The sequence below is a fragment of the Actinomadura rubrobrunea NBRC 15275 genome (genome assembly GCF_001552235.1).
In the GTDB taxonomy this organism is placed as follows: Bacteria; Actinomycetota; Actinomycetes; order Streptosporangiales; family Streptosporangiaceae; genus Spirillospora; species Spirillospora viridilutea.
The window spans coordinates 1-15,467 of record NZ_BCQU01000031.1 but is presented as its reverse complement, the minus strand read 5'-3'; the positions used below and the strand labels follow the sequence as shown (position 1 = coordinate 15,467).

13 protein-coding genes and 1 pseudogene are annotated in these 15,467 nt (G+C 72.3%); 2 read left to right on the top strand and 12 right to left on the bottom strand.

What is annotated here, in order from left to right; genetic code table 11:
- Positions 1 to 230: 230 nt before the first annotated feature.
- Entirely contained in the window at positions 231 to 722 is a 492-nt protein-coding gene (locus AR3_RS12265; protein ID WP_067913258.1) for a YajQ family cyclic di-GMP-binding protein, read from the top strand.
- A gap of 912 nt (positions 723 to 1,634) precedes the next feature.
- On the opposite strand, the gene AR3_RS12260 is transcribed toward AR3_RS12265, so the two are convergent.
- From AR3_RS12260 to AR3_RS12235, 6 genes are all read right to left on the bottom strand, one after another.
- Positions 1,635 to 1,874 carry a hypothetical protein gene (locus AR3_RS12260; protein ID WP_157406658.1) on the bottom strand — a complete coding sequence of 80 codons (240 nt, stop codon included), beginning with the start codon at positions 1,872 to 1,874 and terminating at the stop codon, positions 1,635 to 1,637.
- 460 nt (positions 1,875 to 2,334) lie between these two features.
- Positions 2,335 to 2,586: a hypothetical protein gene (locus tag AR3_RS12255; protein ID WP_067913253.1), complete on the bottom strand. Its 252-nt coding sequence runs from the start codon at positions 2,584 to 2,586 to the stop codon at positions 2,335 to 2,337.
- A 74-nt stretch (positions 2,587 to 2,660) separates the two neighbouring features.
- Positions 2,661 to 3,869 carry a helix-turn-helix domain-containing protein gene (locus AR3_RS12250; protein ID WP_083951382.1) on the bottom strand — a complete coding sequence of 403 codons (1,209 nt, stop codon included), beginning with the start codon at positions 3,867 to 3,869 and terminating at the stop codon, positions 2,661 to 2,663.
- Between the two features lie 411 nt (positions 3,870 to 4,280).
- Positions 4,281 to 5,498, bottom strand: a complete 1,218-nt coding sequence (locus AR3_RS12245; RefSeq protein ID WP_169803820.1) for a helix-turn-helix domain-containing protein — start codon at positions 5,496 to 5,498, stop codon at positions 4,281 to 4,283.
- Between the two features lie 145 nt (positions 5,499 to 5,643).
- Positions 5,644 to 6,861 carry a helix-turn-helix domain-containing protein gene (locus AR3_RS12240; RefSeq protein WP_067913244.1) on the bottom strand — a complete coding sequence of 406 codons (1,218 nt, stop codon included), beginning with the start codon at positions 6,859 to 6,861 and terminating at the stop codon, positions 5,644 to 5,646.
- Between the two features lie 198 nt (positions 6,862 to 7,059).
- A complete protein-coding gene (locus AR3_RS12235) occupies positions 7,060 to 7,326 on the bottom strand; it encodes a helix-turn-helix domain-containing protein (protein WP_067913241.1) in 267 nt (88 codons plus the stop codon).
- 38 nt (positions 7,327 to 7,364) lie between these two features.
- Here AR3_RS12235 and map point away from each other — a divergent pair.
- Positions 7,365 to 8,131: pseudogene (gene map / locus AR3_RS12230) on the top strand (type I methionyl aminopeptidase).
- A 10-nt stretch (positions 8,132 to 8,141) separates the two neighbouring features.
- Here the strand turns inward: map and htpX are convergent.
- The 6 genes from htpX to AR3_RS12200 all read right to left on the bottom strand — a co-directional run bounded on the left by htpX (position 8,142) and on the right by AR3_RS12200 (position 15,254).
- Positions 8,142 to 8,996 carry a zinc metalloprotease HtpX gene (gene htpX, locus AR3_RS12225; RefSeq protein ID WP_067913238.1) on the bottom strand — a complete coding sequence of 285 codons (855 nt, stop codon included), beginning with the start codon at positions 8,994 to 8,996 and terminating at the stop codon, positions 8,142 to 8,144.
- 110 nt (positions 8,997 to 9,106) lie between these two features.
- Complete coding sequence (locus tag AR3_RS12220; RefSeq protein WP_067913235.1) at positions 9,107 to 10,600, bottom strand: NADH-quinone oxidoreductase subunit N; 1,494 nt, start codon at positions 10,598 to 10,600, stop codon at positions 9,107 to 9,109.
- A 37-nt stretch (positions 10,601 to 10,637) separates the two neighbouring features.
- Complete coding sequence (locus AR3_RS12215) at positions 10,638 to 12,239, bottom strand: complex I subunit 4 family protein (protein WP_067913369.1); 1,602 nt, start codon at positions 12,237 to 12,239, stop codon at positions 10,638 to 10,640.
- Positions 12,240 to 12,250: 11 nt separating this feature from the next.
- Positions 12,251 to 14,242: an NADH-quinone oxidoreductase subunit 5 family protein gene (locus tag AR3_RS12210; RefSeq protein ID WP_067913232.1), complete on the bottom strand. Its 1,992-nt coding sequence runs from the start codon at positions 14,240 to 14,242 to the stop codon at positions 12,251 to 12,253.
- Positions 14,239 to 14,622 (bottom strand): NADH-quinone oxidoreductase subunit NuoK, encoded by a 384-nt coding sequence (nuoK, locus tag AR3_RS12205; RefSeq protein ID WP_067913229.1) that lies wholly within the window; start codon positions 14,620 to 14,622, stop codon positions 14,239 to 14,241. Before nuoK ends, AR3_RS12210 begins: the two co-directional genes overlap by 4 nt.
- Positions 14,622 to 15,254: an NADH-quinone oxidoreductase subunit J family protein gene (locus tag AR3_RS12200; protein ID WP_067913226.1), complete on the bottom strand. Its 633-nt coding sequence runs from the start codon at positions 15,252 to 15,254 to the stop codon at positions 14,622 to 14,624. Before AR3_RS12200 ends, nuoK begins: the two co-directional genes overlap by 1 nt.
- Between the last annotated feature and the right edge of the window lie 213 nt (positions 15,255 to 15,467).

Genomic DNA, 15,467 nt, shown 5'->3' with positions numbered 1-15,467 from the left:
GTCTTGTCAACTTTCAGGAGCCTTCGGGCGACGGGGGTGCACCGACGTGCCCCGCCCGGGCCCCGCCGCGGCGTCGGCGAGCGGACGCGCGATGACGGCCCGGCGCGGTCGCTACGCTGATCCGCGAACTGAGGGCGCACCGGGTGTGAGCGGCGGGCGCCGACGTTGCCCGCTGGAGCGCCCCAGAGCCTGAGTCAGATTGTTTTCGCACGTCAGAGGGGCTGAGTGCCGTGGCTTCAGAGTCTTCTTTCGACATCGTGTCGAAGCTCGACCGACAGGAGGTCGACAACGCGCTCAACCAGGCGGCCAAGGAGGTCGCCAACCGGTTCGACTTCCGGGGCGTGGACGCGGGCATCCGGTGGTCCGGGGACGGCATCGAGATCCAGGCCAACTCCGAGGAGCGGGCCAACGCGGTATTGGACGTGTTCAAGAGCAAGCTGGTCAAGCGGGGCGTGTCCCTGAAGTCGATCGACGCGGGGGAGCCCAAGGCGTCCGGGAAGCTGTTCAAGCTGGCCGTGGCGCTGAAGGAGGGCATCTCCCAGGAGAACGCCAAGAAGATCAGCAAGATCATCCGGGATGAGGGGCCCAAGGGCGTGAAGGCCCAGATCCAGGGCGACGAGCTGCGGGTCAGCTCGAAGAAGAAGGACGACCTGCAGGCCGTCATCGCCCTGCTCAAGAGCAAGGACCTGGACGTGGCGCTGCAGTTCGTCAACTACAGGTAGTCCCAGGCCGTCCAGCGCACTTGCCTGGCGCTTCGTGCCGTCAGGGGGGCGGGAAGGCACGTCGAGCCAGGAGCCGTGCGCACGCGCGGGCCTTGCGACCACTCCTGACGTGCGCGTTGGTCGATGGGCCGGCTGTGCCGCCCGCACGTTCGCGCCGATGCGCCTCCACCTGGACGCCCCCGCTCCCGGTCGGCCGGGAGCGGGGGCGTTCGCTGTTCGCGCCGGCCAGCGCAGCCGGGTGGCGGGGCGGCCGGGTCCGCACCTTCCGGCCACCCCGCCGCTTCGTGCCGCGCCCGAAGGGGGTCGATGGGGCGCGGCGGCCTGTGCGCAGCGCCGTGAGCGCCTTAGCGCTGCTGCGGGGAGACAACGCATGCGGAGCTCATGACTGCTACTCGTCCGGGACGGCGGCGCAGCGGCTTCCCGTGCCGCCGTCATGAGGCCGTTCAAGGACAGGGCGACGGTGCGGGATTCGGGGGACAACCAACCTGCACCGCCCCTGAGGTCACCACTCCCAGTCGTCGGTGTGGGTCACTCGTGCCAGCAGACGTGCCAGCAGGCCCCGGCGGCGTTGCGTTTTGCGGGTGCCGCGTGGCGGGGCTGACGGTTGGGGTGCTGGACGCCGTTCGGGTGCGGGAGGGGACCACAGTCCGGCTGTCATCCCTCCTGCACCCGGTACCCCGGCCGGTGCATGCGGTGAGGGCCAGGCGGCGTCTTCCAGGCGCTGCCCGAGTTCCGCCGGGTCGGCTGCTTCGACCATGTGGACGCGCCCGAACCGGTCGCGCCACGCGGCCCACAGGCTGCCGGTGTATTCGCCGTGCCAGGCCATGGCCCAGGGGAACCGTGCCCGCAGCACTTTCAGCGCCTCGTCGACGTCGACCTGAGCGGCCCATGTCCCTGACACCATCGGCGCCGTCACGACGTCGCCTCTGGCCGTGCCTGCTCGGGGCGGCGTGACAGGTAGGCGTGGACGTACATGCCCGCGTCCTCCACCTGGTCGGCCGGGGCGATCGGCTCACCCCAGGAGGTGAAGAACCACGGTGTCCCGCCGTCGTCCTGGCGCGGTCGGCACGACACCGTGTCCGATGCGTGCCGGCTGCCGTCGCAGCATCCGGGGACGTCTTTGTTCACCACGCGCAGCCCGTCCGCTGTCATGGTGACCGCGAGCCGCCTGGCCGACAGGTGTACCGCTAGTGCGGCAAGGGGGTCGTGTGTGTCGGGGGTTCCCCTACGATCGGTCATCAGTCGGACCTCCCACGTCCGGCAAGGCCCCGGGACTCCCGCTGCGCCCTCAGCGGCCCGGGGTCGTCCTGTGTACGAGGGGTGCACGGCCCGCTCCGAGGCGGGCCGTGCGGTAAGCGGGCAGCGCATCTACGTGCGAGCGCCCGCAGCGGGCCGCGCGAGCTCGGGTGCGGAGTTGCCCGCGCGGCGCGTCCGGGTCATCGGCCCGGACGATCAGCTCGCACAGCCCTCACCTGGCGCGAGGCTGTCTCCACGCGCGGTACCAGGCGGGCGGCTGTGCGGTGCCTGAGCCCACGACCGATGCACGGCGGATACGCACCGGCTGCGGCTTCCCCGGAGAGACCACGGCCCACTTCCCAGGGCAGTGGTGCGTTCACGAGCCGTCCTCGCGCAGCACGCTTTGGATGCGGTCGGCGGCATCGGGAACTTCGGTGGCCGGGGCGATGCCCTGGCCCCACTCCCAGCGAAGCGCGGCGCCGTCACAGGCGATGTCGTCGTTCAACCGGTGCTGCGCGGGGTGCTGTACGCGCAGCACGGAGCCGCTGCCGGTCACGCCGATCTGCGCCTTCCACTGGCGGCGGATCAGCTCGTCGCGCAGCGCCTCAAGGTGAGCCGTGGCGTCCATGGTGCAGGACCGTAAGCGACACCCAAACACGCAGAGTTGCTGAAAGACAACGTTCCGTTGATCTGCAGTGACCGTCAGTGCGGGATGCCCATCCGCGCCGCCATGCCGCGCAGCTCCCGGCTCACGGAGGCGCGCTTGGCCTGCTGCAGCATCACCGTGACAGTCTCGGCCACAGCCGCCGAATTACGGATCTTGTGCGGGGCGGTCTTCTCCGCTCGCAACAGCCACGCCGCCGCCTCGTCCCGCGTCCTCGGATCACGCGCCAGACCACGGCCGACGTCGGCGAGGAACGCGGCATGCCGTCCGCGCCGCGACGTCAGCCGCTCCTCGTCCACGGCCTCGGCCAGGCGGAGGATTTCGCCACTGGGGGCGGAGCGTTCGGTGGCCAGCGCCACCTTCCACACGCCCACGTTGGTCTTGGAGAACGCTCCCCAATTCACGCCGGGCGTGTCGGGGACGCGGTCGGCCAGGTCGTCGGCCTGCTCGATCCAGTGCTCGGCACGGTCGTACTTGTACAGCACAGTCGCGGTCATGGACGCCGCGAGCGTGACCATGCCTGCCACCTGGGCACCGAGACCGCGGCGGGCGTGCGGTTCCAGGGCGTCGGCTGTCTTCTCCGCGAACGCCAGTGCGACCTCGCGCGCCTGTGGGGGCAGGGTGTGGATCCGCAGAGTCGCCGCCTTGCCGGTGGTGATGGGGTCGTCGAGCAAGGCCGCGACCTCGGCTGCGCGGATCGCGGCGATGGACGCCAGGTCGTCGTGCCCGAGGTCCCTGCTGATGAACGTGGCGCTCTGAAACGCCTCGATCAGCGTTTCGAGGGCGAGCCGGTGGGCGGCTTCGTCGGCGGGTGCGCAGGCGTGAACGTGCAGCTCGCCGATGAGGTCGGGCAGTTTCTCACCGACCTCGACGTGCTTGTATTTCGACCGGCCGATGCGGCCCATCTCTTCGACCAGCTCGGCGAGCGGCCGGGCCCGGTCGACGGCGGGCGAGGTGAGCGTGTTGACGGTCAGGGCCGTGCGGAGGGCGGGGATGGTGGCATGCGGCGCGGCCTGGACCGGGTCGGGGGTCAAATGGGGCCCGCCGGCGAGGTCCTTCTCTGAGACGCGCAACGCGTTGGCGAGTGCGGCGATGTGCGAGCGGCGATCCAGGGCGCGCAATCCACGCTCGACGCGAGACAGGTGGCTCTTGCTCAGGCCGGACAGTCCAGCGAGCTCATCCAGACTCATGCCGCGCCAACGGCGCAGCGCCCGGAGCCGGGCCCCGATGGAGGTTTCGTCATGCATCGGCCTCGCGCCTCCCACAACCGCTCGACAATCCGAGAGTAAAACGCAAGGCCACAACGCGAAATGAAATCAGGCGGTCACACCACGACACCGACACCCCACACCGACGCCTGCTCCCCAGATCGGCGGCCTTCGCATGATCAGGCTGAGCGACGTTGACGACCCGCAGCGATGATCCGCAGAGGACGTCAGCGCGAAATGATCATCGCGCCGCCATACCGCGCAGCTCCCGGCTGACGAAAGCACTCCTGGCCTGCCGCAGGATCACCGTGACAATCTCGACCACAGCCGCCGAATCGCGAACCTTGCGAAGCAACCCTCTTCACTTGCGACAGCCACGCGGCCCTCTCGTCCCGCTTCCTTACAAGCAGCCGTGCCGCAGCACAAAGACTTGCTGATCTGCAGATGCTCTCAGTGCGCAATGCCCATGCGCGCCGCCATGCCGCGCAGCTCCCGGGCCTGGGACGCGATACGCGCCTGCTCGAGCATCACCGCGATGGTGTCGCGTGCTGTGGCGCTGTTACGGATCCGCTGCGGCGCGATCTTCTCGGCGCGGCTGAGCCATTTCACAGCCTCGTCCCGCGTCCGCGCGTCGCGCGCCAAGCCGCGTGCGACATCGACGCAGAGCGCAGCCCGTCGGCTGGATCGGCCGAGGCGCGTCTCGTTGACGTCTTGCGCAAGCTCGAGCACGCCGCCGCCTGCGAGGCCGCGTTCTACCTCTACCGTGACCCGCCACACTTGGACGTTCGTCGCCGAGAACGACTGCCAGTTGGTCATCGGATCGTCGGACACCTGCGTGGCGAGCCTTGCCGCCTCGGCGAGCCAGTGTTCCGCGCTGTCCGTCTTGTACAGCGTCGCCGCCGCGAGGGACGCGCTGAGGACGATCATGCCGAGCGCCTCTATGCCGCAGGGCGTGGCGGACGCGTGGGGTTCGAGCCGGTCGGCGGCGCGCTCGGCGGCCAAGAGCGCCTGCCGCTGTGCCGCCTTGGGCAACGTCTGGAGGCGCAGGAACTCGGCTTTGCCCGTCACGGCTGGGTCGTCCAGTACGGCGGCCGCCTCGGCCGCACGGGACGCGGCCGTGTACGCCAGGTCCGGGTAACCGAGGTTCTTCGTCGTGAAGGTGGCGCACACGCACGCCTCTACGAGGGTTTCGAGGGCGAGCCGATGGGCGGCTTCGTCGGCGGGTTGGGCGGCGTGCCAGTGCAATTCGTCCAGAACACCGGGGAGGATCTGACCGATGGCTGCGTAGTCGCACGCGCGGCGCAAGGGTTCCAGCTCGTCCTTGACGAGTCTGGCCAGGTCGTCGAGTGGACGTGCGCGGTCGATGGCGGGCTCGGTCAGCGTGTTCGCCTGGATCGCCACACGCAGCGCGGGGATCGCGAGATGCGGGCCGGATTGGACGGGGTCCTTGGTCAGGTGCGGGCCGCCGACCAGGTCGGTTTCGGAGACGCGCAACGCGTTGGCGATGGCGGCGATGTGCGAGCGGCGGTCCAGGGCGCGCAGTCCACGCTCGACACGGGACAGATGGCTCTTGCTCAAACCGGACAGACCGGCGAGCTCATCCAAACTCATGCCGCGCCAACGGCGCAGCGTCCGAAGCCGGACCCCGATGGTGATCTCGCTATGCATCGACCTCGCGCCTTGCATGACCGCTCGACAATCCGAGAGTAAAACCCGAGGCCACAACGCGAAATGAAATCGCACGGTCACACCAAGACGCCAACAGTCGTCATCGGCGACGTTGGCAAGTGACAGCGCTGATCTGCAGAGGCGGTCAGTGCGGGATGCCCATCCGCGCCGCCATGCCGCGCAGTTCGCGGCCGACGGCCTCTCGCTGTGCCTGCGCGAGCAGCACGGAAATCGATTCCTGCACGGGCCGCGAGTTGCGGATGCGCTGCGGTGCGATCTTCTCCGCCCGGCTGAGCCACTGCACGGCCGCCTCCCGATACCGCCGCTCCCGGGCAAGGCCTCGACCGACATCGGCGAGGAAGGACGCATGGCGGGAGCGGCGGCCGGCGATCCTCTCCTCGTCGACCCGCCTCGCCAGGTCGAGCACGGTGCCCGCGGATTCGTTGCACTCCACCGCGATGGCGACGGCCCACACCTGGGTGTTCGTCGCCGAGAACGACGACCAGTTCTCGACGGGCGTATCCGGCACACGCAACGCGAGGTCGCGCGCCTCGTCCAGCCAGTGGCGGGCCGTGTCGACCTTGTGCTGGGCGGCGGCCGCCATGGACGCCGACAGGGTCAGCATCCCGAGGACCTCCAGGCCGCGGCGGTGGGTCGCGTGCGGCTGAAGTCTCTCCGCCGCGCGCTGTGCGGCCACCAGCGCACGGTCCCAGCTGTTCTCACGCGGCATGGACTGCACGCGCAAGTAGTCGGATTTCCCGATCACGATGGGGTCGGCGAGCATCTGCGCCGCACGCTCCGCCTGCCATGCCGCCTGATGGGCGAGGTCGTGGTACCCGAGATCCCTGGTCCGGAACGTCGCGTACATATAGCTCTCGACGAGCGCCTCGAGCGCGGCCCGCTGCGCCGCCTCATCGGTCGGTGCGCAGACGTGAAGGTGCAGCTCGTCGATGACGCCCGGCAGGCGCTCGCCGAGTCCCAGGTAGTCGCAGGCGATGAAGGTCTCTTCGAGGGCGCGCACCTCGGCGACGAGTTCGGGCAGCGGGTGCGCCCGGTCGACCAGCGCGTCTCCGAGGCGATTGGTCTGGATGGCGACGCGCAGCGCCGGGATGGCTGCGTGCGGGCCGGATTGGACGGGGTCCTTCGTCAGGTGCGGGCCGCCGACCAGGTCGGTTTCGGAGACGCGCAATGCGTTGGCGATGGCGGCGATGTGCGAGCGGCGGTCCAGGGCGCGAAGTCCACGCTCGACGCGAGACAGATGGCTCTTGCTCAAACCCGACAATCCGGCGAGCTCATCCAGACTCATGCCGCGCCAGCGGCGAAGCGCCTGGAGCCGGGCCCCGATGGAGGTTTCGTCATGCATCGGCCTCGCGCCTCCCACAACCGCTCGACAATCCGAGAGTAAAACGCAAGGCCACAACGCGAAATGAAATCGGGCCGTCACACCACGAAACCAACAACGGGAGGGATGGTGTTGGTGGCGTGGGAGGGGGCGGCGGCGTCTTCCCCCGCTGAAGGCGCCGCCGCCCGTAGGTGTAGATGGTCGGGACGCGCCTGAGGTTCAGCCCGCGAGGCGGGATTCGTCGAACGGTTCGAGTTCGCGGGCGAGGGCGGTCAGGTCCAGGTCGAGGACGCGGGCGAGGGCCGCGACGGTGAAGAACGCGGGCGCCGCGATGGCGCCGCGTTCGATCTTGCGGAGGGTGTCCAGGGAGATGCCGGCCTCGGCGGCGACGGCCGCGGCGCTGCGCGGCCCCCGGGCGGCCCGCAGGATCTGGCCGAGGGCCTTGCCGCGGTCCCGCTGCTCTGAGGTGAGTGGTGTGCGCACCATGGCGGAGGATTCTAATACTGGTATTACTATCTTCATCCATGGTGACGTATCGCAGCCCGCGGGAGTGGGAGATCATGCGCGAGGCGGGCCGGGTGGTGGCCCGCACGCTGGAGAAGGTGCGGGAGGCGGCCGAGCCCGGGGTGCCGCTGGCGGAACTGGACGCGGTCGCGGCGCGGTGCATCAAGGAGGCGGGGCCCGGCCGTCGTTCCTGTACTACCACCCCGACTGGGCGCCGACGCCCTACCCGGCGACGATCTGCGTCTCGGTGAACGAGGTGGTGGTGCACGGCATCCCGGACGGGCGGGTGCTCAAGGACGGCGACGTGGTGTCGGTGGACTGCGGCGCCGAGGTGGGCGGCTATCACGGGGACGCCGCGATCACGTTCGCGGTCGGGGAGGCCGACGCCGACGCCGTGCGGCTGATGGACGTCACGCGGACGGCGCTGGAGCGGGCGATCGAACAGGCCCGGCCGGGCGGCCGCATGGGCGACATCTCGTACGCGGTCATGCGCACGGCCCGCGAGGCCGGGTACGGCATCCTGCAGGGCTGCGGCGGCCACGGCATCGGGACGCGGATGCACGAGGCACCGGACGTGCCGAACGTCGGGCGGCCCGGGCGCGGGCTGCTGCTCCAGGAGGGTCTGACGATCGCGATCGAGCCGATGTTCCACGAGGGCGGCCGCGACGCGGCCGAGGTGCTGCCGGACGGCTGGTCGATCGCCACGGCGGACGGCAGCCGCGCCGCGCATTTCGAGCACACCGTCGCCATCACGGCCGACGGTCCGGTCGTGCTGACGCTCCCTTAGCGGCCGGGGCTCAGCGGAGGCCGGCCATGCGCTCCAGGCGGGCGATGCGGTCGGCGATGGGCGGGTGGGTGGAGAACAGGCGGCCGATGCCCGCGCCGCGGAACGGGTTGGCGATCATCAGGGAGCTGGCGGTGGCCAGCTCGGGGTCCTGCGGCAGCGGCCGGGCCCGGGTGCCCGCGTCGATCTTGCGCAGCGCGCTGGCGAGGGCCAGCGGGTCGCCGGTGAGCTGGGCGCCGGACGCGTCGGCCTGGTACTCGCGGGTCCGGCTGATCGCCATCTGGACCACGGCGGCGGCGATCGGGCCGAGGACCAGCATGAGCAGCGCGCCCAGGACGCCGGGGCCGTCGTCGTCCTCCGACCGGCCGACGGGCAGGAACACCGCCAGGTACGACAGGTAGGTGATGACCGTGGCGATGGCGGCGGCCACGGAGGAGATGAGGATGTCGCGGTTGTAGACGTGGGACAGCTCGTGGCCGAGCACGGCCCGCAGCTCCCGCTCATCCAGCATGTGCAGCAGGCCGCGGGTGCAGCAGACCGCCGCGTTGCGCGGGTTGCGGCCGGTGGCGAACGCGTTGGGCTGCATGGTCTCGGACACGTACAGCCGCGGCATGGGCCGGCGCGCGGACGTCGCCAGCTCCCGGACGACCCGGTACAGGACGGGCGCCTCGACCTCCCCGACCGGGTGCGCGCGCATCGCGCGCAGCGCGATGCGGTCGCTGAAGAAGTACGCCACGCCGTTGGTGACCAAGGCGATCACCAGGGCGACGGCCAACCCGGCACCGCGTCCCAGCGCCCAGCCGACGGCCAGCATCAACGCCGACAAGGCCGCGATGAGGGCGGCCGTCTTGACGCCGTTGAGGTGCACTTTCGTCCGCCTCCCCTTGCTCTACCGCTGCCAGTGAAACGGTGTGACCTGGCGAAACGTTCCCATGCGGCGGCCGCGCCCCGGGGGGTGCGGCCGTGGTGCCGGGACGGTCAGGTGACGTTCGACACCGTCTGCAGCACCAGCTGCGGCGCCGCCGACAGCACCACGGCGCCGGCGGCCGCGGCGGCGATGGCGGCGCGGACGGGAACGCCGCCGTCCGGCACGGGCGGCCGGGCCCCGGCGGGCGGCGCGGCGAACAGCCGCACGGCCCACACCAGGTAGTAGTACAGCCCGATGACGGTGTTGACGGCCATGACGACCGCCAGCCACGTCACCCCTCCGGCCAGGGCCGCGCGGAACACCACGACCTTGGCGAACAGGCCCATGACGCCCGGCGGCAGGCCGGCCAGGCAGATGAGGAAGAACGCCAGCGCGGCGGCGACGGCGGGGCTGCTGCGGGCCAGGCCGCGGAAGTCGTCCAGGCCGTCCCAGCGCGAGTGCGGGCCGCGGCGCTGGACGGCGACGACCACGGCGAACGCGCCCATGTTCATCACCGCGTAGAGGGCGACGTAGGCGGTGGTGGCGGCGACGGCCTCGGGCAGCCGGTGGTCGCCGACCGCCAGCGGCGCCAGCATGTACCCGGACTGGGCGACCGACGACCAGGCCAGCAGCCGGATCGCGGTGCGCTGGCGCAGCGCCATCACGTTGCCGACGGTCATGGTGACGGCGGCGACCACGGCGATCAGCGGCCCCCACACGCGCCCGTACGCGGGCAGGCCGAGCGCCAGCACGATCGCCAGTCCGGCGAAGCCCGCCGCCTTCGACACCACAGAGAGGAACGCGGCGACCGGCAGCGGGGCGCCCTGGTAGACGTCCGGGGCCCAGAAGTGGAACGGCACGGCCGCGACCTTGAACGCGAACCCGGCCAGCACCAGCACGATCCCGGCCACCGCGACCGGCTCCAGGTCGGCGGGCAGGCGGCCGAGGGCGGGGGCGAGCCGGTCCAGGTGCATGGCGCCGGTGGCGCCGTACAGCAGGCTGACGCCGAACAGCATCACCGCCGCGGAGATCACCGAGACCAGGAACAGCTTCAGCGCGGCCTCGGTGGCGGCCCCGTCGTAGCGGCGCAGGCCGACGAGGGCGAACACCGGCAGCGACAGCGTCTCCAGCGCGGCGACCAGCAGCACCAGGTCGCGCGCGGCGACCAGGGTGAGCGCGCCGGTGGTCGCGGCCAGCAGCAGGAAGTGGTACTCCCCGGCGGGCATCCGCGCCCGGGTGATCTCGTCCAGGGACAGCAGGACGACGACCACTCCGGCGGCCAGCACCACGCCCTGGAACAGCAGCGTGAACTGGTCCGCGACGTACGAGCAGGACGGCGGGCCGTCGCCGCGCAGGCCGCCGGGGACGCAGAAGGTGGCGCGGCGGTCGCCGTCGGCCGCGAGCGCGACGACGGCGAGGAGCGCGGCGGCCAGCGCCGCGCAGGACGCCCCGCCGAGCGCCCGGCGCGGCGCGTCGAACGCGTCGCCGAGCAGCAGCGCGACGGCCGCCACCGCGACGATCAGCGGGGGCGCGACGGCGGCGTAGTCGATGCTCTGGATGATCATCCGGCCGTCCCTTCCGGCATGGGGCGTCGGTCCGCCATCAGCCGCCTCCGAGGAGCGCGCGCACGGGGGCGGTGGTCACGTCCAGCAGCGTCTTGGGCCACAGGCCGACCAGCAGGGTGAGGACGATCAGCGGGGTCCAGGCGGCGTACTCGTAGCGGGTGATCGGCGCGATGGCCGCCGCGTCCGCGCGCGGCCTGGTCGCGACCTGCCGCGGCTCCGCCGTCTCCGGCCGCGGGGCGGCCGGTTCGGCGTCGGCGGCGAGGGCGGCGGCGCGGCGGTCGTCCGGCACCGTCCCGTGCGTGATCTTGGCGAGCATGCGCAGGAAGTAGGCCGCGGTCAGCACCGCGCCGAGGCCGCCGACGACCATGAACGTCGTGAACGTCTCGCGGGGCAGGTCGGCGTTCGGCCGGTACGCGCCGAGCAGGGCGAGCATCTCGCCCCAGAACCCGGCCAGGCCGGGCAGGCCCAGGCTGGCGACCGAGGCGAACGTCAGGATGGACGCCAGGCGCGGCGCCTCGGCCAGCATGCCGCCGCCGAGGGCGTCCAGGTCGCCGGTGCCGTACCGGACCTTGACCGCCCCGACGAGGAAGAACAGCAGCCCGGTGATCAGCCCGTGGGCGATGTTGCCGAACAGCGCCGCGTTCACTCCGACCGGGGTGAGGGTGGCGATGCCCAGCAGCACGAACCCCATGTGCCCGACGGACGAGTACGCGATCATCCGTTTCAGCTCGCGCTGCGCCAGGCACGCCAGGGCGCCGTAGACGATGCCGACGACGGCGAGCAGGCCCAGCCACGGCGCCCAGAAGACGGCGCCGTCCGGGGCGAGCGGCAGCGCGATCCGGATCAGGCCGTACGTGCCCATCTTCAGCAGCACCCCGGCGAGCAGCACCGACCCGACCGTGGGCGCCTCGGTGTGCGCGTCGGGCAGCCAGGTGTGCAGCGGCCACATCGGCGCCTTGATGCCGAAGCCCAGCGCCATCAGCAGGAACGCGGTGACCTGCACGCCGTGCGCGACGCCCGCGCCGTGGCGGCGGGCCAGCTCGGTCATGTCGAGCGTCCCGGCGTTCACCGCGATCAGCAGCATCCCGGCGAGCAGCAGCCCGGACCCGAGCAGCGTGTAGAGGATGAACTTGTACGCGGCGGCGCGGCGGCCCTGGCCGCCCCACAGCGCGATCACCGCGTACATCGGGATGAGCACGACCTCGAAGAACACGAAGAACAGCACCAGGTCGAGCGCGGTGAACGTGCCGAGCAGCCCGACCTCCAGCACCAGCAGCAGCCCGACGAGCAGCCGGTCCGAGTGCGCGACGCGCGCCCCGTCCGCGGCGGACGGGGGGTGCCGCACGACGAGCACGAAGCACAGGAACGACAGCAGCGCGGTCAGCAGCACCAGCGGCAGCGAGATGCCGTCGACGCCGAGGTGGAAGCGCAGGCCGATGGCGGGCGCCCAGTCGCGGTCGACCGCCAGCTGGACGCGTGCCGGGTCGCCGTAGTCGAAGGCCGCCGCCGCGGACAGGGCGACGAGCAGCGTCGCGCCCGACACCGCGGCCCCGTAGCGGCGCACGGCGGCGTCGTCGGGCAGGAACCGGTCCGGCGGAAGCAGCAGCGCCAGCGCGCCCGCCAGCGGGATCGCGATCATCAGTACGAAGATCACAGGAGGATCACCGCCCCGGCCGTGAGGAGGACGATCCCGGCGATCAGGCCGGTGAGATAGGTCTGCGGGTTGCCGTTCTGCGGCAGCCGCAGCGGTTCGGCGAGCTCCCGCGCGCCGCGGGCGGCGCCGACCACCGCCGCGTCGACGCCGCGCCCGTCGACCGTGACGACCCGCCGCGCCAGGGCCCGCACCGGGCGGACGACCGCCGCCGCGTACAGGTCGTCCACGCGGAACGCGCGGGCGAACAGGTCGCGGACCGGGCCGAGCGCCCGCGCGGGGTCGACGGCCGGGTCGCGGTTCCAGACGTAGTACGCGGCGCCCGCGCCCGCCGCCGCGAGCACCAGCGCCGGCACGGCCGACCCGAGGTGCGGGCGCAGTTCGTCCGCCCCCAGCCCGAAGAACCCGAGGACGGCGGACGGCACGGCCAGCGCCGCCACCGTCCACGACATCGCCTTCGGCGCCTCGCGGACCTCGTACCGGCCGCGCGGCTCGCCGAAGAACGTCATCAGCCACAGGCGCGCGGCGTACGCCGCCGTCACCGCGACCGTCAGCAGCAGGCCCGCGTACACCAGCCAGGCGGCCCCCGCCGGGATGTGCGCCGTCGGCGCGCCGGGGATCGCCGGGGCGAGGTCGCCGCCGTGGCCGGCGGTGTGGAGGGCGGCCTCGATGACGGCGTCCTTGCTGAACCAGCCGCTCGTGGGCGGCACGCCGACCAGCGCGGCCAGCCCGACCGTCATCGACCAGAACGTCAGCGGCATCCCGGTGCGCAGTCCGCCGTAGTGGCGCAGCATGTTGGACCCGGCCGTCATGATCACGCAGCCGGCGGCCAGGAACAGCAGCGCCTTGAACGCCCCGTGCGTGAGCAGGTGGAAGACCGCGCCGTTCCACGCGCCGACCGCCAGCCCGGCCGCCATCACCGCCAGCTGGCTGATCGTCGAGTACGCCAGGACGCGCTTGATGTCGTCCTGCGCCAGCGCCGCCAGCGCCGACCCCAGCATCGAGATCACCGCCAGCAGGCCCAGCAGCGTCAGCGCGGCCGGGGCCTCCAGGAACACCCCGTACACGCGGGCCACGACGTACACGCCCGCCGCCACCATGGTGGCCGCGTGGATGAGCGCGCTGATCGGGGTCGGGCCCGCCATCGCGTCCGGCAGCCAGGTGTGCAGCGGGAACTGCGCGCTCTTGCCCGCCACCCCGGCCAGGAGCAGCAGCGCGGCCGCCGTGACGGTCGCGTCCGGCAGCGTCCCGGCCCGCGCCAGCACCTCGCCGATCTCGAACGAGCGGGCGCCGAGCCCCAGGGCGAAGACGCCGAACAGGAAGCCGACGTCGCCGAGCCGGGTGATCAGGAACGCCTTGACGGCGGCGCGCGAGTTGGCCCGGTTCTCCCAGTGGTGGCCGATCAGGAAGTACGAGCAGATCCCCATGACCTCCCAACCGACGTAGAGCAGCAGGAGGTCGGCGGCGTACACCACGAGCAGCATCGCCGCGGTGAACAGGGAGATGAACGCCGCGTAGGAGGAGTAGCGGGGGTCCTTGGCCATGTAGGCGACCGAGTAGACCTGGACCGCCAGGGCCACGCAGCACACCATGAGCCCGACCACGGCCGACAGGCCGTCCACCCGCAGGCCGACCTCGACCGGCGCCGAGCCCGTCTCGATCAGGGTGAGGGTGCCGGTCCGCGTGCCGGGGGCGCGCCAGACGGCGAACGCCGCGACGGCGGCGAGGACGGCGGCGACCGCGACGGGCAGGCAGGCGATCAGCGCGGGCCCGTTGCGCAGCGGCGAGCGCTCCGCCGCCAAGGCGGCCCGCCACCAGGCCGGTCCGGTCGCGCGCGGGCCGCCGCCGGGCACCGCGGCGGCCTGGGTCTCGGCGGCCTCGCCGGCGGGCCGGCGCGGGCGCAGCCGGTCGGACAGCCGGGGGCCCAGCAGCATCCCGGCGAACGCCGCGGCGAACGGCAGCAGGATGACGACGGAGATCGACGCGATCACGTGGCGCTCCCCTCGCCGCCGCGCACGGCGGCCGCCGCGTCGTCGCCGTCGGGCGGCCGTGTCCGGGACGCGCCGTCCTCGGCCAGCGTCCGCAGCCGGTCGACGTCGATCGTCCTGCGGTTCCGGTACACCAGCAGGACGATCGCCAGACCCAGCCCCACCTCCGCGGCGGCGATCACGATGGTGAACAGGGTCAGCACCTGGCCGCCGTGCAACCGGTCGCGCCACCACATGTCGAAGGCGACGAGGTTGAGGTTGACGGCGTTGAGCATCAGCTCCACCGACATCAACACCAGGATGGCGTTGCGCCGGGCCAGCACCCCGTACACGCCCACCGAGAACAGCAGCGCCGCGACGACCGCGGGATATGCGGCATGCATCAGCCCTCGCCCCGCTTCGTCGTGAGTTCCTTCTCCTCGTGCGCGTCCTTCTCCGGCGCGCCCTTCTCCGGCGCGCCCTTCTCCGGCGCGCCCTTCGCCTGCGCGGCCCGCTTCGGCGGCGCCTGCTCGGGCCCGCCGACGTCGGAGCGGGACAGCACGATCGCGCCGACCAGCGCCGCGAGCAGCAGCACCGACAGCACCTCGAACGGCAGCACCCACGTCCGGAACACGGCGGAGCCGAGCGCGTCGGCCGATCCGCCGCCCTCCCGCAACGGCAGGTACGCGTCCCGGAACCCCACGACCAGCACCGACACGAGCACGCCCGCCGTGGCGAGGGCGACGCCGAGCGCCACCCACCGGTTGCCGGAGTCCAGGTCGGCCGACCGGCCGATCGGCGCCCGGGTCAGCATGATCCCGAACAGCAGCAGCACGACCACCGCGCCGACGTAGATGAGCACCTGCACCCACGCCACGAACTCGGCGGTCAGCACCAGATAGCCGCCGGCGAGGGCGCCGAACGACACCACCAGCCACAGCGCCGCGTGCACGAGCTGCCGCGTGGTGACCACCAGGACGGCCGATCCGACGGCGACCACGCCGAGCAGCGTGAAGATCAATTCGTGCCCGGTCATGCGTCTCTCCCGCCGGAATCCTCGCCGCCGTGCCCCGTCCCGCCTCGGCGGGGGGCGTCACGGCCGTCTACGGTTCGGCCGCCTTCACCGTCCCCCGGCGCGCCTCGGCCGCGTTCGCGTCGGACGGGCGGGGGACGGTCGGACACGCCCTCATCGCCGGCGCCGGGCGCGCTGCGGGCGGCGGGTCCGCGCGCCGTCGCCCTGGCCGCGCCG

Excerpts from the sequence above, each read along its gene's own strand:
- AR3_RS12220 (WP_067913235.1), bottom strand. The coding sequence starts at position 10,600 with ATGATCATCCAGAGCATCGACTACGCCGCCGTCGCGCCCCCGCTGATC.
- AR3_RS12255 (WP_067913253.1), bottom strand. The coding sequence starts at position 2,586 with ATGGACGCCACGGCTCACCTTGAGGCGCTGCGCGACGAGCTGATCCGC.
- AR3_RS12235 (WP_067913241.1), bottom strand. The coding sequence starts at position 7,326 with ATGGTGCGCACACCACTCACCTCAGAGCAGCGGGACCGCGGCAAGGCC.
- AR3_RS12200 (WP_067913226.1), bottom strand. The coding sequence starts at position 15,254 with ATGACCGGGCACGAATTGATCTTCACGCTGCTCGGCGTGGTCGCCGTC.
- AR3_RS12260 (WP_157406658.1), bottom strand. The coding sequence starts at position 1,874 with ATGACAGCGGACGGGCTGCGCGTGGTGAACAAAGACGTCCCCGGATGC.
- AR3_RS12250 (WP_083951382.1), bottom strand. The coding sequence starts at position 3,869 with ATGCATGACGAAACCTCCATCGGGGCCCGGCTCCGGGCGCTGCGCCGT.
- AR3_RS12245 (WP_169803820.1), bottom strand. The coding sequence starts at position 5,498 with ATGCATAGCGAGATCACCATCGGGGTCCGGCTTCGGACGCTGCGCCGT.
- AR3_RS12240 (WP_067913244.1), bottom strand. The coding sequence starts at position 6,861 with ATGCATGACGAAACCTCCATCGGGGCCCGGCTCCAGGCGCTTCGCCGC.
- nuoK (WP_067913229.1), bottom strand. The coding sequence starts at position 14,622 with ATGCATGCCGCATATCCCGCGGTCGTCGCGGCGCTGCTGTTCTCGGTG.
- AR3_RS12215 (WP_067913369.1), bottom strand. The coding sequence starts at position 12,239 with ATGATCGCGATCCCGCTGGCGGGCGCGCTGGCGCTGCTGCTTCCGCCG.